Genomic DNA, 17,443 nt, shown 5'->3' on the forward strand with positions numbered 1-17,443 from the left:
ACGGACGGCGAGCGGTCGTCTTCAGCCCCCAGCAAGGCAGTTGACTCCTACCACCGGCCTACGACCAACCCGACCGGCCGTCAACCCACACCGCCACCGGATTTAACGAACTACCGGTAGCGGCGGTGCAGGCCTGTCCTCCGTTGCGGCACTTCGCGACCATCGCGCCGTCGACGGCGCTGGCTACGTCGGCGCCGGGGCCGACGGCGAATGAGGCGTTCCCGCCGAGCTCCATGGAAGAGTTGAGGACCCGGTCGGCGGCCTGGCGAAGCAGCACCTGTCCGACGCGGGTGGAGCCCGTAAAGGAGATCTTGCGGACCCGGTCGTCTTCGAGCCACGCGGTCACAATGTCACCGGCGGCGGTGCCGGAGACGACGTTCACGACACCGTCAGGAGCACCGGCGTGGGTGAGGAGCCGCGCCAGAGCGAGCGCGGTGAGCGGTGTCTCGGCGGCGGGCTTGAGGACGATGGTGCACCCGACGGCCAGGGCGGGGGCGATCTTCCGGGTCGCCATCGCTGCCGGGAAATTCCACGGGGTCACCAGCGCCGCCACCCCGACCGGGTGCTGGGTGACGATGGTGCGGGTGCCGCTGGCCGGCGACGGGCAGTAGTCGCCGGCGGTGCGGACACCCTCTTCGGCGTACCAGCGGAAGAACTTGCGGCGTAGGCCACCTCGGCACGCGCGTCTGGCAGCGCCTTGCCGTTCTCGGCGACGATGAGTTGGGCGAGCTCTTCGGCGTGCTCGAGCATCAGCCGGTGGGTCCGGGGCAGCACCGCACTGCGGGCGCGAGGCGCGGGGCGGCTCAGCCCGGGAACGCACGGTGGGCGGCATCGACGGCGGCGCAAGTGTCCTCTGGCGTTCCTTCACTCACCCACGCCATGGCGCTGCCGTCGGCGGGGTTGTCGACGCCGAAGACGTCGTCGGCGCCACGCGGAGACCCGTCGGCTCAGTGACCGGGCACGTGCGCGAGGTTGACGAGCAGTGGGAAGCGCGCTGGGGTTCCGGCGCGTGGTCGCCTGAGAACGGCTGGCGGTGGTGGTCATCAGCGGGTACCTGCCTGGTGCACCTCGTCGGTTCGGGCACCGGTTCGGTCGGACTCTCCTCGGGCAGCGGCGAGGACGGCTTGGGCGGCGCGGATGCCGCTGCGCAGGGCGCCTTCCATGAGACCGGTGAATTCGGCTTCGGCGTACTCGCCAGCGAAGCTGACCGCACCGACCGCAGCCTCGAGCGCTGTCTGGTCTTCGACGGTGGTGCCTGGCGCGTGAGATGCGTACGCGCCGAGAGAGAACGGGTCATCGGACCAGGTGGAGAGCAACGGTTCCTGCTCGTTGAAGTCGAGGTCGTTGCGGATGTGCCGGGCGGCTCGTATCCACTGCTCCGGTCCGGCATCGACGGCCATGGCGGCGAGGCCGTGCTCGCTGCCGGCGAAGCTGTTCATGACCGGTGCAACGGTGTCGTGCTCGTCGACGGCAGTCCAGGTCCAGAACCGGCCGGGTACCGACAGGACGGCGCTGGTGGACGGGGTGGAGCGCAGCGGCAAGTGGAGCTTGGCGGCGTGGCCCTGGCGCAGCCGGGCGCTGAGCGCATCACCGAAATCCACCAGGAATCCGACGGCACCTACGGGCCCCGCGCGTCACCGCCGAGCTCCGGGACGGCGGCGAGCGGATCAATCACAAGCGGGTGACACGCGTCATGAGGAGGTTCACCATCGTCGGGCTCCACCTGCGCAAGAAGGTCCGCACCACCATCCCCGAACCTTCTGCGACGCCGGTGCCGGACCTCCTGCAGCGCGACTTCACCGCGACCACGCCGAACACTCGCTACGTGGGCGACATAACCTACCTGCCGGTGGGCAATGGCCGATTCCTTTATCTGGCAACGGTGTTGGACCTGTCCTCAAGACGGCTGGCGGGCTGGTCGATCGCCGACCACATGCGCACCGAGCTGGTCACCGACGCGCTCAAGGCCGCGGCCGCGGCCCGGGGTTCCGACGGCCTGCGCGGGGCGATCTTCCACAGCGACAACGGGTCGCAATACGTCTCGAAGGAGTTCGCCCAGGTCTGCGGCGAGCTCGGCGTGATCAGATCACGCGGCGCGGTGGGCACGAGCGCGGACAACGCCGCCGCAGAATCGCTGAACGCGACCATGAAAAGAGAGACGCTCCAGGGGAGAAAACGGTGGAACGGGGCCCGCGAGGCCCGGCTCGCTGTCTTCCGACGGGCGACTCGCTACAACACCAGACGAAGGCACTCCCGCCTCGGCCAGATCAGCCCGATCACTTACGAACAGCGATCAACTACGCTGACCACCGCCGCATAACAACCGGTGTCCACGATCAAGGGCGAAGCCCCTCGGCTGGCACACCCCCGCCTCCGTCCACTTCGGGACCGCCGAAGAGGTCCGCGACCAGCGCGCCGTCACCCTCGCCCAGGCATACGCCCGCCACCCCGAACGCTTCGGCCGCCGCCCCCGACCACCCGAGATACCCCAGACCGCGTGGATCAACGACCCGGCCAAGCGCCGCGAACCCGCACCACAAACCTCATAGCGTCACCACTGTCTCACTGGACTTGAAATCTTCCGGGCCGCCTTTCTGGACGGATGGGATGCGGCGGGCGGGGGAGCACCCTCGTAGTGCTGTTCCGGCGCGAGGATGCTCAGGCAAGTGCCGGTGCTGGGCGCAGCGACGCCAGCGGAGAGCGCTGGCCTTTCTCCACCGCTCGCAGCTGCTCCCAGTCGACTTCGGGATGGGCAGGGACGACCGCGTCGACGGACGCCGTGGTGTAGAGCGCGACGTCGACGGCCCCGGCCCGGCTCGTGCCGAAGCGGACCTCGATCGACTGCGGTGAAACCTGCGAGGGCGCCAGTCCGCGCTACTGCTGCGGCGTGGTCGTTGGAGTCGGCTATCAGCAGGGCGGGCCGTGGGATGTACGAGCGGACGAAGGCGACTTCTGAGTCCGGCATGCTGCTCAGCGCGGGGATCCGGTGGCCCTTCCTGACCCGGCCGGTGCTGGCAGTGACCAGACCGGTCTGTCCGCGGCCGAGCATGTCCCGGGCGATGTCCGCGAGGGGTTCTTGAGGGGCGGGGCTGTCCGGGCCGATGACGGCCCGCGCGCCCAGTCGGTCGGCGTCCGGGGCCGCGACGATGGTGGCCACGGCCACCGGGGTGCCCGAGCGCAGGGCGGTGGTCAAGGCGAGGAAGTCCGGCCAATTGGCCTGGTCGACCGGTTCGATGAAGACCTCGAGGGTGCCGCCGCACGTCAGACCGGCCATCCAGGCATCGTCATCGCTCATGCCGAATGTGGCCGACTCCGGCCGCCCGAGGCGATCACTTTACGCGCCACCTCGTAGACCGAGCCCTCGACACAGCCGCCGGACACGCTGCCGAGTACTTCTCCTCCGGCTCCGATGGCCATGACCGCGCCGACCTCGCGGGGCGCGCTGCGCAGCGTGGAGATGACCGTGGCGAGGGCGAAGGTCCGCCCGTCCGTATACCATCGCTCCAGATTGTCAAGCAGATGCCGCACGCCGCTCCCGTCTCTGCCGCGTCAGTCACGTACGCCCGTCAGTACGTGTGCGGGTTGCCCGCGGTCAACGACGGCATGTCGTGACCAGAGACCGCCCGGTTCCTGGTAATTCGTCGCCCTCACGGGATTGCTGCACCGGCCAGGACCAACGGTGTCCGATCCGGCGCCCACTGGGACGGGGCGGTGGCGGTCGGACGATCTGGGTTCCCTGTAGTCCGGTGAGCTGTGACCAGCTCACCGCGTAACAGCGGCTCATGATCTACCGTCTTGGGACGTACTCATGCCGTCCCTCGGTCCGTGCGCGCGAGGCGTCACTGGTGACCGAAGACCGTCGCGCTCCGACTGCACGCTGACGTTTGGGGTTGCGACTGTCCTGGGCGCCTTCCTGGCGGCTTGGTGGCCCTTGCGACGCACCAGTTCCGGCCCACAGCGGTAGTCGGCATCGAGGTGTTCGTCCCCGCACAGGACTACCTCTACCAACTGTTCCACTGCCGTGGGTCGGCTGACGCCGACTGGTGCGTTCCCGCACCACTTGTTGTGCGCGTTCGCGGGTATCGGCGGCGCCGCCAGGTTCCTAGCCTCTGTCGCATCGGTTACACACCGATTTCGCTGCATCGTCGAAGAATCCGTGGGAGGTGTCGTCGCGATGACGCATGTCGGCCGCCCGGTCCCGGGACGCAACAACAGGGTGTGTGCCGCCGGTGCAGGCACTTATGTGGACGATGTCCGCCCTGCCGGCCGGACGGTCATGGCGGTACTGCGCAGTCCCCATGCGCACGCCCGGATCGTGCGGGTCGATATTGCTGCGGCGGCTGCCCGGCCGGACGTCGCACTCGTCCTCGACGGCGCCGGACTGCGGGCCGACGGGATTGTCGTCCGGCCGGGCGGCAGCTTTGCCAACTTCACGGTGCGGCAGTCCGACCGCGTGCCGCTCGCGGTCGGGGTCGTCCGGTACGTCGGCGAACCGGTCGTCGCGATCGTGGCCGAGGATTTCGTCGCGGCCCGTGCGGCGCTGGACCTCGTCGAGGTCGAGTACGCGCCGCTGTCGGCGCTTGCCGACGCCGAGTCGGCGCTGACGGCCCCGCCGATCGAGGACGGCTGGCCGGACAACGTGATGGTCGACTACCCCTTCGTCAAGGGTGACCCGGACGCCGTGCTGGCCGCAGCGGCTTCGGTGCTTCGAGGTTCTCTGCGCTGCGGCCGGCTGGCCCCGTCGCCGATCGAGCCCCGTGGGATCGTCTCGTCCTGGGATCCTTACCGTGAGACCTTGACCTGCTGGGCCTCGACGCAGTCGCCGCACGTGCTGCGCACGCTTCTAGCCGCGGTGGTCAGCCTGCCGGACTCGGCGGTGCGGGTGATACAGCCGCAGGTCGGCGGGGCGTTCGGGTCAAAGCTGCCGATGTTCGGCGAAGACGTGCTCACGGCCGTCGCGTCGATGCGGCTTGGTGTGCCGGTGGCCTGGACCGAGCAACGGCACGAATATCTGACGGCCGCCGGCCACTCCCGGGACGTGGGCTGTGACTACGAGGTCGCGTTCCGCCCGGACGGGAGGATCACCGCACTGGCCGTCGACCTCCTCGCGGATCTCGGTGCGCCGACGACGGTCGCGGGCTGGGCGATGTCCATCGTCACGGCTGGCTGTCTTCCCGGTTCCTATGACATCGGCGACGTCCGGGTCCGGATGCGGGGTGTCGTCACCAACCGTGGCCCGTGGCAGGCATACCGTGGCTACGGCAAGGAAGTGGCCTGTTTCGTGATGGAACGGATCCTGGACCACGTCGCGCGCGCGACCGGGCAGGACCGTGTCGACGTCCGCCTCCGCAACTTCCTCCCGCCGACCGCATTCCCCTACACGCAGCCGTGCGGATGGATCACGGACTCCGGTGACTATGCGGGCACGCTGTCCGAGGCCGCGAAGCTGATCGACTACGCGGGCTTCGAACGCCGCCGGGCCGAAGCCCGTGCCCAGGGCCGGCTGCTCGGGATCGGATTCGCTCACGAGCTGACCCCGGAGGGATCGTCCCGCCCGGACAGCCTGCTCGGCGGCACGGACTCGGCGACGGTACGGATCAGTCCCCGAGGCGATGTCACCGTCCTGACGGGAGTGACATCCCCGGGGACCGGCAACGAGACCGGCATCGCGCAGGTAGTGGCCGACACGCTCGGATGCGACTTGGAACGGGTCAGGGTCGAGCAGGGCGACACCGCGTCCTGCCCTCACGGCAATGGAAACTACAGCTCGCGCAGCATGACTTTCGGTGGTGCGTCCGCCCGCCTCGCCGCCGGCGAACTCCGCTCTCGCCTCGCCGCCGTCGGCGCGAGCATCCTCTGCACCACGGCCGAGCGGGTCCGGATTGCGGACGGAAACGTCACGGGGCCAACCGGCACGACCGTATCCCTGGATGAGGTCGCGGCCGAGGTCTACCGCAACCCGCACGGCCGGCACATGACCGGACTGCCGCCGGGCCTGGAGGCCACGCGCTCCTACCGGATGCCGAACGTGTACCACCAGCCGGACGTTGACGGGCGGTACAACCAGTACCCGACCTGGTCTTTCGCGTCGGCGGCCTGCGTGGTGGAGGTTGACGAGGAGACCGGGGCCGTACGGGTCGATCAGTTTGCCCTCGTCCATGACAGCGGCGGCATCGTGAACCCTCTGCTTGCCGACGCGCAGCTGCACGGCGCCGTGTTGCAAGGCGTCGGCGCCGGTCTCTACGAGGAGATCAGCTACGACGACACCGCGCTGCCGTTCGCCCAGACCCTGCGGGAATACACGCTGCCCAGCGCGCGCGAGTCCGTCGACCTCCTCCTCGGCCACCGCAGCACCCCGTCACCGTTCACCGTGGACGGGCGCAAGGGCGTCGGCGAGTCCGGCATCAGCGCCCCCACGCCGGCTCTCGCTTCCGCAATCGAGGACGCGTTGCGGGAGTACGACATTCAGCTCACCCAGGCACCGTTCGCTCCTGCCCGGGTGTGGGCCGCGATCCACCGGAAGCAGGTCTCGTGAACACCATCACCTACGCTGCACCGGCCACCCTCAGTGAACTCCTCGGACTGCTTGTCCGGCGCGGCGACGAGGTCACCCTCATAGCCGGCGGCATGAGCCTGATGCCGCTGCTCAACCGCGGGATCGGACAACGTAATCACCTCGTCACCCTGGGCCGCGTGGCGGGCCTGGCCGGGGTCACGACGGACGGAGACGACCTCGTCATCGGGGCGACCACGACCCACACCGACCTCGCGGCGGACACCGTCGTGCGGGAACGCCACCCGATGCTGAGCCGGGCGGCCGCCGGGATCGGAGATCTCCAGGTCCGCAACCGGGGAACGGTCGGCGGTGCCCTGGCCTACGCCAATCCCGGTGCTGACGAGTTGACCGCTCTGGCCGCGCTGGGCGCGACGGTCGTGCTGACCAGTACGCACGGCGAACGCCACATCGGCGTAGCCGACTTCCTCCTCAGCGCGCACCGTACCGCGCGCCGCCCTGACGAGGTGCTGTCCGCGGTACGGGTGCCGCCGCCGTCGGGCCCCGCGGGATTCGCACGGCTCGGCCGGGTGCAGGGTGCCCCTCCGACGATCACCGCCGCGGCTGTCGTGGAGGGGACGGCAATATGCCTCGCTGTGGGCGGCGTCGCCACCCGGCCGCTTCTCCTCACCACGTCACGGGACGCCTTGGACGACGATGTCCGCCGCGCCGCTGCTGCTGCGGCACAGCCGATCACCGGCGACCCGATGAACCCGCCCGAATACCGGCGCGCGATGGCATGTGTCCTGGCTCGCCGTGCCGTCCGTACCGCTATCGACGGGAGCTGAGCCAGATGTCCACCCCGATCCGCACGACCGTGAACGGCCAGACGCACGACCTGACCGTCGATCCCCGTTCCGCTCTGGCCGACCTCCTGCGCGAGCAGCTGGGCCTGACCGGCACCCACGTGGGATGCCGGACGGCCAGCTGCGGAGCGTGCACGGTTGAACTCGACGGGCGCACGGTCAAGTCCTGCTGCGTGCTCGCCCCTGAGGCTGATGGACGTTCAGTGCGGACGATCGAGGCGAGCGCGGTGGAAGACCGCAGGGCACGCCCCGGCGAACTCGACGACGTTCAAGAAGCATTCGTCGAGCTCCAGGCGCTTCAATGCGGGTTCTGCACCCCGGGAATGGTGCTGTCGGTTCGGGCACTGCTTGCCACGAACCCGTCCCCGACCGAGAGCGAGGCGAAAGCCGCGATCGCCGGGAACCTCTGCCGCTGCACCGGCTACGTGAACATCCTGCGCGCGATCCGGCTGGTCGCCAAGAACCGTGCCCATTCGAAGGAGAACAGTCATGTCTGACGCGGTCGGCGCGTTCAGCGCGACCCTGCCCGAACTCGCCCGCGGCGTGTACGCCTGGATCCAGCCCGACGGCTCATGGTTCATCAACAACGCCGGCGTGATCACCGGCCCAGACGGCACCGTCGTCATCGACACGTGCACGACAGCGGCACGCACCAGTGCCTTTCTCACCGCCGTGGCCCGGGCGACCGACGCGCAGCCCGTCACGAACGCGGTCAACACACACCCGCACGCCGATCACACCCTGGGCAACTGCCTGCTCCCCGAGTCGACCACTGTGATCGGACATCCGGACACCCGTAGCGCGATGCTCGGCGAGACCTACCTCGACTCGCCGCCTCCCTTCTGGAACCCGCCCCTCCCGCTCGACGGCCTGGTCGCACGGCCCCCGACGCTGACCTGCCGGGGCGGGCTGACCCTGCACACCGGAGACCGGGTGATCGAGCTGCACCATCCCGGATACACCGCGCACACCACCGGGGACCTCATCGCGTGGCTGCCGACCGAGCGCATTCTCTTCGCCGGTGACCTGGTGTTCAACCGGATCACCCCGCTCGCGCTGGCCGGCAGCCTGACGGGCGCGCGCCGTTCCCTGATGTGGATCCGCAGTTTTGCCCCCGAGATCATCGTGCCCGGTCACGGGCCGGTCCTGACCGGCGCGGCCCAGATCACCCGGTGCCTTGACGACATCGACGCCTACTTCGCACACGTCCAGGACCTGGCGGACCGCGGGATCCGTACCGGACGGCAGCCACTGGACATGGCCGCCGAACTCGACCCGGCCTACAGGTCCTGGCCCGACAGCGAACGGATTGCACTCAACCTGCACCGCGCCTACGCCGAACACGGGGCCGCCGGCTTCGTCTTCGACCGGACTGCGGCCTTCACGGACGCGATGCACCTGTCCGGCGGACCGATCCCCTGCTGTGTTTGACCCCATCGACCTACGGGAGACCATACTCATGCGTGCCACCGACCAGCTGCGGCCGCAGGCCCGCCGTGCTATCCGCGGAGGATTTCTCGGCTTCTTCGTCGACATGTTCGACATCTATCTGCCGATCGTCGTCCTGGCCCCGGCCCTGATTTACTTCGTCCCGCCCGGCCTCTCGACCAGCACTGAAGCGATGATCACCGGATCGATCTTCGCTGCCACATTGCTCGGCCGCCCCGTCGGCGCGATGGTGTTCGGCCACCTCGCCGACCGGATTGGCCGTAAACGCGCCACGATGATCGCGCTGTGGGGATTCGGCACCACGACCCTGCTGATGGCCGCTCTGCCCGGCTACGAGCAGTGGGGCATCACCGTAGTGATCTGCTTCGTGGTGCTGCGGTTCATCGACGGGATATTCCTTGGCGGCGAATACACTGCGGCAAGCCCGCTGGCCATGGAGTACAGCCCGAAGCACAAGCGCGGCCTCTACGGCGCAGTGATCCAGTCCGCCTACCCCATCGCGTTCTTCTCGATCTCGCTGATCACCCTGGGACTGCTGACCCTGCTCCCGGCCGGAGACGTTGACTCGCCCTACGTGCAGTGGGGATGGCGTATCCCATTCGCCGTCGGCGGGCTGCTGGCCTGCGCGCTGGCGATCTACTACTCGCGCAAGGTCGAAGAATCCGAGACCTTCACCAAGGCGTCGCCCCGCACCCGGTCGCCACTGCGTGAGCTGTTCGCCCGCGGCAACAGAAAGGACTTCCTCCAGGTCTTCGTCCTGATGAGCGGCTTCTGGCTGTCCGTGCAGCCGACCGCGGCCGTGCTCCCCGCCCTGCTGCGCGACCCGGTCGGGCTGACCTACACCGAGGCGACACTCGCGCTGGTCCTCACCTACATCGTCACCACAGGCACGATCATCGGTGGCGGCCTGCTCAGCCAGCGCACCGGACGGCGGCCCTTCCTGATCGGCACCGGGCTCATTGTCGCGTTGGCGGCCCCCGTGTGTTACGGCCTGACCGTAGGACTAAGGCTCGGGTTCGCGGGCACGACAATCCTCACGATGGCCACCACGGTGCTCGGTTTCGCCTGCTGGGGGGTTGCGACCACCTACGTCAACGAGCGGTTCCGGACCAGCGTGCGAGCCTCTGGGTTCGGGCTCGGATACAGCCTCGCGGTAATCATCCCGTCGTTCTACGCCTACTTCCAGGCCGTACTCGGCCTGGTCATCCCGATCGAGTACACCGGCATCCCTCTGCTCGTACTCGGGGGTCTCCTGGTCGCGATCGGCGGCGCGTGGGGACCGGAGACACGAGACGTCGACTTCGGAGAACTCGTCACCACACCCCGCTCGACCCCCCACGAAGTCACCGCATGACCGCGCCGCGACGACATCGGTCCAGGCCAGACAAACGAATACCATGGCGACGGACACTATTGGCGCCCCGGAGGGAGGCGAGACGAGTGCGACAGCCTCACGGCCCGGGCTTCCAGCGCGAGCGCCACTCGACCGCCGCCCTCCCGGCCGACCGCCGCACCGGATTCTGGTCGGACCTGGTCCGCTCGGTGCACTGCCCCATGGACCTGCGCTACAGCAGCCACGACAACTACCACGGCTCACTGAAGCTGCAGCGCTCGGCGCATAACCAGGTCGTGCAATGGCAGTCCGTCGAACCCCTCGACATCACCCGGCGCGCCAAGGGCGCCGAACGGGAACTCCACCAGATCATTGCACCCCTGCGTGGGTGTTTCCGCAAAGAACAGAACGACCGGAGCGTCGTCTGCGAACCGGGCCGGATGACGATCATCGACCAGTCCCGTGGCTACCGGTTCAGCCAGCCGGGCCGGCTCACCGCGGTGATGCTGACCATCCCAACGGACGAGCTCGCGGCCACCCTCGGCGGACTTCCGCGCACCGCCGAGCCGATCGACATTCACGAGGGCATCGGGCGCATCTTTCTGAGCATGCTCCGCGAGGTCGCCACATCCGACACCCTCGACAGTCGCGTCTTCGACCTCGCCTGCACCCACGTGCGCGAACTGCTCTCCGCGGCGGTCGGCGAACGCGGCGGCGCGGACGAATCCACCCGCGAAGCCTACAGGCGTGCCATCTTCCGGCACATCCGGACACACTTGGCCAACCCAGATCTGGGGACCGCGCACGTCGCCGCGGAACTCCGCCTGTCGCCCCGGTACGTGCAGGTGCTGCTCCAGGAAATCGGCACCACAACCCGCGACCACATCCGGAGTGAGCGCCTCCAGGCGGCACGCGATCTCCTGGAACGCACGAACCGCCCGATCGGCCAGATCGCGCAAGCCTGCGGATTCCCCAGCGCCAGCACCTTCGGCGCACAGTTCCGCAAGCAGTTCGCCATGAGCCCCCGCGAAGTCCGCGCATCCCGCCCGACCCTTGAGGTTCCCACCACATGACCTGGCTCGACCTGATGCCGGACGATCCGTTCGGCGTCCACAATCTGCCCTACGGAGTGTTCTCCCTCAACGGCACCGGCACCACCCGGCGGACCGGAGTCCGCATCGGCAACTCGGTACTCGACCTCGCCGTCCTCGACGATCCGCTGTCGACCGGCCCCACCCTCAACCCGCTGCTCGCGGCGGGCCCGGCGCACTGGGCGTCCATACGCAGCCAACTGCAAGACATACTGACCGAGCCAGCCCACCGGCCGACGGCCGAACCACACGTGCACCGCCTGGCAGACGTGCGCCTGCACCTGCCCGTCGAGATCGGCGACTACGTCGACTTCTACGCTTCCGAGCACCACGCCACGAACCTCGGCCGCATGCTCCGGCCCGACCAGGAGCCCCTGACCCCGAACTGGAAGCACCTGCCGATCGGCTACCACGGCAGGGCGGGCACCCTCGTCCCGTCCGGGACCGACGTCGTACGGCCCACCGGCCAGCGTCGCCTGCCCGACGGGACCGTCGTCGCGGGCCCGACGACCCGGCTGGACATCGAGGCCGAACTCGGCTTCGTCATCGGTACCCCGTCCGCACTCGGCCGATCGGTACCGCTCACGACGGCCGGCCGGCACATCTTCGGCGTCACCCTGGTCAACGACTGGTCCGCACGGGACATCCAAGCCTGGGAGTACGTCCCGCTCGGCCCCTTCCTCGGCAAGTCCTTCGCCACGTCCGTATCCCCGTGGGTGGTCCCCCTGGAGGCCCTGCCCAAGGCGCGAATCAGACCGCCCGGGCGCACACACACCCTGCTGCCCTACCTCGACGACGCCAACCTCGAACCCTGGGGATTCGACATCGACTTCGAGGTCCGGCTCAACGGACACCTGATCTCCAAGCCGCCGTACGGAGACATGTACTGGACGCCCGCACAGATGCTGGCCCACATGACCGCGAACGGCGCCTCGCTGCGGACCGGCGACTTCTTCGCCTCCGGCACCGTCAGCGGTCCCGAGCGCGACCAGCGCGGCTCGCTGATCGAGCTGACCTGGGCAGGAACAGAGCCGCTGCAGCTCCCCGACGGTTCGACCCGCACGTTCCTGGAGGACGGTGACGAGGTCGTCATCACCGCCACCGCACCCGGAGTCCACGGCAGCCGCATCGGGCTGGGCGAGGTGCGCGGCCCGATCGTCCCCGCGCGGGAGGGATGAGGGCATGGACAAGGTGATCCCCTCGGCCGCCGAAGCGGTCGTGGACATCCCCTCCGGCGCGTCCCTCGCCGTTGGCGGATTCGGACTGTGCGGCATACCCAGTGCCCTCATCGAGGCCCTCCATGCACGCGGCATCGCAGACCTGGAGGTGGTGTCCAACAACTGCGGCGTCGGCGACGGGGGCCTGGGCATCCTCCTGGCCGCGCGCCGAATCAGCCGGGTCACGGCCTCCTACGTCGGCGAGAACAAGGAGTTTGCCCGCATAGGACTCCGTTAGATAACAGGGTCGCTTCACGCCGCGCGCGGAAGGCGTCCCCGCAGGTCGCGCAGAGTGATACCACAGATAATAGTGCGTTATCCGTGGGACGACTTCAGATCGCTCCGGTGTCCGACGCCCCGTCAGCCGCCCACCAGGACCGACAGAGCCAAAACGGCTCTGTCCGCAGTTCCGTGAATGCCCAGGTCAGCAGAGTGAGCGAGGGATCGTTTCGGCAGAGTATGTCCCGGCATGGCGAGCAAGACGGTCGAGGCTGTGCTGTTTCCCGGGATCGATGTGCGAGTGGAGCACGTCAGTGACTCCACCGACGTCCTTGTGGTGGAGGCGGTGTCCACCGCTCGGCCGGGCCGGTGCCCGGCCTGCCGGAAACAGGCGAAACGCATACACAGCACGTACCAACGTACCCTGGATGAAAGACCGTTGGCGTCTCGAAGGGTCATGGTCCGGCTGCGGGTCCGCCGGTACTTCTGTGACCGGAAGAGCTGTTCCCGCAAGACATTCGTCGAGCAGGTGCCGGGCCTGTCCGAGCGGCACCGCCGCTCCAGTACCGGCCTGACAGGCTGGCTGCGGTCGATCGCGATCGAACTCGGCGGCCGTCCGGCCGCACGGTTGTGCCGCCGCCTGCGGATGGCTGCGGGCCGGACCCGGCTGCTCAGGCTGCTGGCAGCGCCGGCGGTTCCGTACCGTGCGCCGCGGGTGCTGGGGGTGGATGAGTTCGCCTTCCGCAAGGGCTGCACCTACGGCACCGTTCTGGTCGACGTCGAGGCCGGCCGGGTCGTGGACGTGCTGCCCGACCGCACCTCCGAGACGTTCGCAACCTGGCTCACCGAGCATCCCGGCGCCGAGATCATCTGCCGGGACCGGGCCACCGCCTACACCAAGGCAGTCAAGGAAGCCGCCCCTCATGCCCTGGAAGTCGCCGACCGCTGGCACCTGCTGCAGAACCTGTCCGCCGCGGTGGAGAAGACCTGCCATCAGCACCGCGACTGCCTGCGCAAACATGCCGAGGAGGAGACGGTGACCGAGGCGCCGGAGCCGCCCCCGATGCTGTTACCACCTGCGGAACTGCCCCGCACCCAGATCATCGAACGCACCCGCCACCGTTACGAGGACATCCACCGCCTGCTGGAGAAACGCTGGACGATCAGCGCCATCGCCCGCAGCCTCAGCCTCGACCGCAAGACCGTGCGCCGCTTCCGCGACACCGACCTCGACGAGCTGCTGGCCTCTGCCCGCGAGCGCCGCCCCAACGGCGTCTTGGAGCCGTTCAAGGCATACCTCAACACCCGCTTCACCGAAACCCGGGGCCAGGTCAGCGGCACCCGACTGTTCCTGGAGATCCAGGCTCGCGGCTACCGCGGCAGCCGCCAGGTCGTCCGCAAACACCTCGCCGCCCTCCGTGCGGGCACCGCCGAACCGGTCCGGGCCGACATTCCGAGCCCCCGCAAGATCACCTCGTGGATCGTGCGGCCCCGCGAGACGCTCACCGAAAGCCAGGACGAGCGACTTCTTCAAGTCCGTCTCGCCTGCCCGGACATCACCAGGGCCTGCGATCTTGCTCGGGCATTCGCCGACATGGTCCGCCACCAGCGCGGATACCTGCTGCTGGAGTGGATCCGGCAGGCCGAGCAGGACGCACCGAAGCCCATGAAGAGCTTCGCCGGCTTCCTCCGCCAGGACCTCGACGCCGTCACCGCTGGCCTGACCCTGCCCTGGAGTTCCGGGGTAGTTGAAGGACATGTAAACCGGGTGAAAACGCTCAAGCGGGCTATGTACGGCCGGGCCTCCTTCGTGCTCCTTCGGGCCAGAATCCTCACTCAGCCATGACGTCACCTGACCGCGAACGAGCCGACCGCACGAAGCAGCATCAGCTGTGAGAGGCCTGCATGCCATGTCTTTTCGGCGGCGCATCCTGCATCCGCATGCGAGTCGCCTGGTGGAACAGGCCGCGGACTCCGGTTACCAATGCCCATACCAAGAGGGGAAATGCCGCTACCCGCTCCATGCCGCCCATCCCGAGTCCGAGATAGCGGTGGGAGAGGAAGAGCCCGAAGGCTATGAGCGCCGTTACCCCTAGCAGGCTGGTCGCCCAGCGCAGCGGACCCGGCACATCGTCCGCCAGGCCGACGCCCGCCAGCACAAGACCGATGTTGCCCATGGCCATGATGAGCAGCGCACCCAGGACATGCTGGTTCTCGTGGACGTCCGCAGGCGCTAGCCCGGCGATCACGAATCCCATGCCGGCGCAGGCCAGCAGCCACCGGGCCACGAGCGGGCTCGCGCCTCTGCGCCACACAGCGCCGGTGAAGAAGACACCGACGGCGAGGAGCGTCCCCAAAGTGATGAACGAGGCGTTCATCAGGCCGTGTTCGGGCGAGCAGATATAGCGGGGTTCGGGTTCCGACTGCATGGCGCAGTGCGCGTTACCTAAGTCGCTGATGTTGTTCCGCGCCCAACTGTATGGTCTGGGCCAAGCTGATTCGGCGATCACGTGGGCCACAAAGAACTGCACCACACCTGCAACCCACGCGGCGTATCCGATCCGATACTTCATATCCACCTTCTCTCGCACGGTTCACGTGCGAACAGGGGATCATGCACGGCTGGCCTCAGGCACTCCTACAAGCCCCCGGGTACGAGGTAGGGCAGACCCCACATCCAGCCACGTCTCAGGGCTTCACGAAACTGCGGACAGAGCCATTTTCAAGGAGCCCCATCACAGGACCCCGAACAAGCGCCGCATCGGTTCGATGCCAATGCGACGACGCAGGTCGCGCAGGGCCTTCGCAGTCGGCTCTGCGGCCTCGATCCCGCCGCCCGTCAGGGCCATAGTCAGCTTGCTCCAGACCAGCCGGTAGCCGACCTCGGGGAACAGGCACATCGCGAGCAGGAAGTAGACCCCCACCCGAGAAGGCAGATCCCGTAAACGGCGCTGAACACAGCGGGTTTCGTCCAGGAGGGCATCCACGAGATCAAAGGGTATGGCCTGGGTCAACTCGCCCAGATGGCCGGGAGCGAAGCGGCCCGAGGCCACGGTGAACTCACGTGAGACGGTCACCAGGCCAGGCGGCAGGGGACAATGACGTCCGGGCAACGGAGTACCTCGATGATCAGCAGTCTTGGCGGACTACCTGACCAACGCAACTTCGTTGCCCGCGTTCTTACTCAATGCCTTTACCCTTTGCCACCAGCGGAAACGCGCTAACTACCCGGCCTTGGGTCAAGGCCCAAGGCCGGGGCCGGGTTCGCGGTATCGCAGGCCACCGCCTGGCGCTACGTGGACGAGGCCCTGGAGGTGCTGGCTCCTGGGTCCCCGGCATCCAGGAAGCCCTCACCGGCCCCCGGTGAGGGCGACCACGTCATCGTTGACGGCATACTGGTCCCCACCGACCGTGTCCGCGCCGATCGGCCCTACTACTCGCAAAAGCACAACAGGCACGGCATGAACGTGCAGGTCATCGCCCGCCCCGACGGCACCTCTGTGGTTCTCCCGCGCGGCACCAGGCCGCACGCACGACCTGACCTCGGCCCGCGCCCACAGCATCGTCCAGGCCTGCCTGACCAGGCAGATCCTCGTGCTGGTAGACCGCGCCTACCAGGGTGCCCGCCTTCGCCCGACTCAAGTCCTGGCGCATCATGCGCAGAGCACGCTCCTTCACCCGCCGCGTCAGCCGCACCGTCCACGTACTACTGACCTGTGACTATTCAGGATGAAATAGGCTCAGTGCGAGGAGTTGACCCGAGGCGCGCCGGTAAAGCTGGGGACCCCGGCGCCGCGATGCGCGGCCCTACGGGCGCCGACAGGATTGCGGAGTACGCCGACGCCAGCCGCTTCCAGCTCTACAACGTCACCTGGTTTGATCCAGCGGTCCAGTTCCAGGCCGCAGCCGCCGCCGACGGTGCCGAGCGCGAAGAACTCCCCGGCGTGGACCGGCTCGTCGAGGGAAGCCCAGGCGAGTACCTCGGCGAAGGAGAACTGCCTGTTGGCTGTGGTCCCAGTGGCCCAGGTTTCGCCGTTCACACGTGCAGTCATCTCGATGGACCATTCGTCCACCTCGTCCATGGTCAGCACACAGGGCCCCATGGCGGTGCAGAAGTCCTTGCCCTTGGACGGTCCCAGGGTCAGGCCCATTTCGAACATTTGAATGTCGCGCGCGCTGACGTCGTTGAAGATCGTCACACCCGCGATCTTGGACGCTGCCTTCTCCGGAGTGAGGTCCACCCCGCCACCGGAGGTGAAGAAGCCGAGTTCCAGCTCGAAGTCGAGCTGTTCGGTGTAAGAGGGCCAGGGGCCTTGACCCGCAGTCTTGGACACGGGCTATGCGGCTTGGGCCAGGGTAGTTGATGTTGTGTCGAGTGCTGTCTCGTAGGCGATGGGACTGCGTTGTCCGAGGCGGGAGTGGCGGCGTCGGGTGTTGTAGCGGCTGAGCCAGCGGAACGCGTCGAGGCGGGCCTCGCGTTCGCCGGACCAGGTCTTGCGGCCCTGAAGCGTCACGCGTTTGAACGTCGCGTTGAAGGACTCGGCAAGCGCGTTGTCCGCCGAGCTGCCGATCGCGCTCATGGACTGGCGGACGCCGGCCTGGCGGCAGGCGTCGGCGAAGGCCCGGCTGGTGTACTGGGCCCCGTGGTCGGTGTGCATGACCGCCCCGGCGAGGCTGCCGCGGGTCCGTTCGGCGGCGGCCAGGGCGTCGATGACGAGGTCGGTGCGCATGTGGTCCGCGATGGCCCAGCCGGCCAGGCGGCGTGAGGCGAGGTC

At 68.3% G+C, this 17,443-nt stretch carries 15 protein-coding genes and 5 pseudogenes; 11 read left to right on the forward strand and 9 right to left on the reverse strand.

Features of this window, described 5'->3' with window-relative positions; translation table 11 throughout:
- Positions 1–58 precede the first annotated feature (58 nt).
- The 3 genes and pseudogenes from ACFXB5_RS45555 to ACFXB5_RS45565 form a co-directional block, all read right to left on the reverse strand.
- Positions 59–637, reverse strand: a pseudogene (locus tag ACFXB5_RS45555) (aldehyde dehydrogenase family protein); the annotation flags it as partial.
- Positions 538–846: an aldehyde dehydrogenase family protein gene (locus ACFXB5_RS45560; RefSeq protein ID WP_385219838.1), complete on the reverse strand. Its 309-nt coding sequence runs from the start codon at positions 844–846 to the stop codon at positions 538–540. The gene ACFXB5_RS45560 and the pseudogene ACFXB5_RS45555, both read right to left, overlap by 100 nt.
- 197 nt (positions 847–1,043) lie before the next feature.
- On the reverse strand, positions 1,044–1,601 hold the full coding sequence (locus ACFXB5_RS45565; RefSeq protein ID WP_385219840.1) for an FAD-dependent oxidoreductase: 558 nt from the start codon (positions 1,599–1,601) through the stop codon (positions 1,044–1,046).
- Here ACFXB5_RS45565 and ACFXB5_RS45570 point away from each other — a divergent pair.
- A pseudogene (locus ACFXB5_RS45570) lies at positions 1,578–2,320 on the forward strand (IS3 family transposase); the annotation flags it as partial. The gene ACFXB5_RS45565 and the pseudogene ACFXB5_RS45570 overlap by 24 nt on opposite strands.
- Before the next feature lie 338 nt (positions 2,321–2,658).
- Here the strand turns inward: ACFXB5_RS45570 and ACFXB5_RS45575 are convergent.
- Positions 2,659–2,850 (reverse strand): annotated as a pseudogene (locus ACFXB5_RS45575) (hypothetical protein); the annotation flags it as partial.
- Between the two features lie 441 nt (positions 2,851–3,291).
- The gene (locus ACFXB5_RS45580; protein ID WP_385219842.1) at positions 3,292–3,528 is read right to left on the reverse strand and encodes an XdhC family protein; all 237 of its coding nucleotides are present in this window, start codon (positions 3,526–3,528) and stop codon (positions 3,292–3,294) included.
- A 646-nt stretch (positions 3,529–4,174) separates the two neighbouring features.
- On the opposite strand from ACFXB5_RS45580, the gene ACFXB5_RS45585 reads away from it, so the two are divergent.
- From ACFXB5_RS45585 to ACFXB5_RS45625, 9 genes and pseudogenes are all read left to right on the forward strand, one after another.
- Complete coding sequence (locus ACFXB5_RS45585) at positions 4,175–6,535, forward strand: xanthine dehydrogenase family protein molybdopterin-binding subunit (RefSeq protein ID WP_385219843.1); 2,361 nt, start codon at positions 4,175–4,177, stop codon at positions 6,533–6,535.
- Positions 6,532–7,341, forward strand: a complete 810-nt coding sequence (locus ACFXB5_RS45590) for an FAD binding domain-containing protein (RefSeq protein ID WP_385219844.1) — start codon at positions 6,532–6,534, stop codon at positions 7,339–7,341. Before ACFXB5_RS45585 ends, ACFXB5_RS45590 begins: the two co-directional genes overlap by 4 nt.
- Positions 7,342–7,346: 5 nt before the next feature.
- On the forward strand, positions 7,347–7,856 hold the full coding sequence (locus ACFXB5_RS45595) for a (2Fe-2S)-binding protein (RefSeq protein WP_385219846.1): 510 nt from the start codon (positions 7,347–7,349) through the stop codon (positions 7,854–7,856).
- Positions 7,849–8,790 (forward strand): MBL fold metallo-hydrolase, encoded by a 942-nt coding sequence (locus ACFXB5_RS45600; protein ID WP_385219848.1) that lies wholly within the window; start codon positions 7,849–7,851, stop codon positions 8,788–8,790. Before ACFXB5_RS45595 ends, ACFXB5_RS45600 begins: the two co-directional genes overlap by 8 nt.
- Before the next feature lie 28 nt (positions 8,791–8,818).
- Positions 8,819–10,162, forward strand: coding sequence for an MFS transporter (locus ACFXB5_RS45605; RefSeq protein WP_385219850.1), 1,344 nt, complete (start codon positions 8,819–8,821; stop codon positions 10,160–10,162).
- A complete protein-coding gene (locus tag ACFXB5_RS45610; protein ID WP_385219852.1) occupies positions 10,159–11,214 on the forward strand; it encodes an AraC family transcriptional regulator in 1,056 nt (351 codons plus the stop codon). The genes ACFXB5_RS45605 and ACFXB5_RS45610 overlap by 4 nt, the downstream gene beginning before the upstream one ends.
- Complete coding sequence (fahA, locus tag ACFXB5_RS45615; RefSeq protein WP_385219853.1) at positions 11,211–12,410, forward strand: fumarylacetoacetase; 1,200 nt, start codon at positions 11,211–11,213, stop codon at positions 12,408–12,410. Before ACFXB5_RS45610 ends, fahA begins: the two co-directional genes overlap by 4 nt.
- 4 nt (positions 12,411–12,414) lie before the next feature.
- Positions 12,415–12,672, forward strand: a pseudogene (locus ACFXB5_RS45620) (CoA-transferase); the annotation flags it as partial.
- 246 nt (positions 12,673–12,918) lie between these two features.
- The gene (locus ACFXB5_RS45625) at positions 12,919–14,514 is read left to right on the forward strand and encodes an ISL3 family transposase (RefSeq protein WP_385219855.1); all 1,596 of its coding nucleotides are present in this window, start codon (positions 12,919–12,921) and stop codon (positions 14,512–14,514) included.
- Between the two features lie 40 nt (positions 14,515–14,554).
- Here ACFXB5_RS45625 and ACFXB5_RS45630 read toward each other — a convergent pair whose 3' ends face one another.
- Positions 14,555–15,241 (reverse strand): DUF998 domain-containing protein, encoded by a 687-nt coding sequence (locus tag ACFXB5_RS45630; protein WP_385219857.1) that lies wholly within the window; start codon positions 15,239–15,241, stop codon positions 14,555–14,557.
- A 162-nt stretch (positions 15,242–15,403) separates the two neighbouring features.
- Positions 15,404–15,745 carry a transposase domain-containing protein gene (locus ACFXB5_RS45635; RefSeq protein WP_385219858.1) on the reverse strand — a complete coding sequence of 114 codons (342 nt, stop codon included), beginning with the start codon at positions 15,743–15,745 and terminating at the stop codon, positions 15,404–15,406.
- Between the two features lie 177 nt (positions 15,746–15,922).
- On the opposite strand from ACFXB5_RS45635, the pseudogene ACFXB5_RS45640 reads away from it, so the two are divergent.
- A pseudogene (locus ACFXB5_RS45640) lies at positions 15,923–16,401 on the forward strand (transposase family protein); the annotation flags it as partial.
- Positions 16,402–16,408: 7 nt separating this feature from the next.
- Here ACFXB5_RS45640 and ACFXB5_RS45645 read toward each other — a convergent pair.
- Together ACFXB5_RS45645 and ACFXB5_RS45650 are read right to left on the reverse strand one after the other, a co-directional pair.
- Positions 16,409–17,002, reverse strand: coding sequence for a fumarylacetoacetate hydrolase family protein (locus ACFXB5_RS45645; protein ID WP_385219859.1), 594 nt, complete (start codon positions 17,000–17,002; stop codon positions 16,409–16,411).
- A 3-nt stretch (positions 17,003–17,005) separates the two neighbouring features.
- The coding region (locus tag ACFXB5_RS45650) for a transposase (RefSeq protein WP_385219861.1) at positions 17,006–17,443 on the reverse strand (438 nt) is incomplete at its 5' end.

This window comes from Streptomyces sp. NPDC059455, assembly GCF_042750115.1.
Taxonomy (GTDB): Bacteria; Actinomycetota; Actinomycetes; order Streptomycetales; family Streptomycetaceae; genus Streptomyces; species Streptomyces endocoffeicus.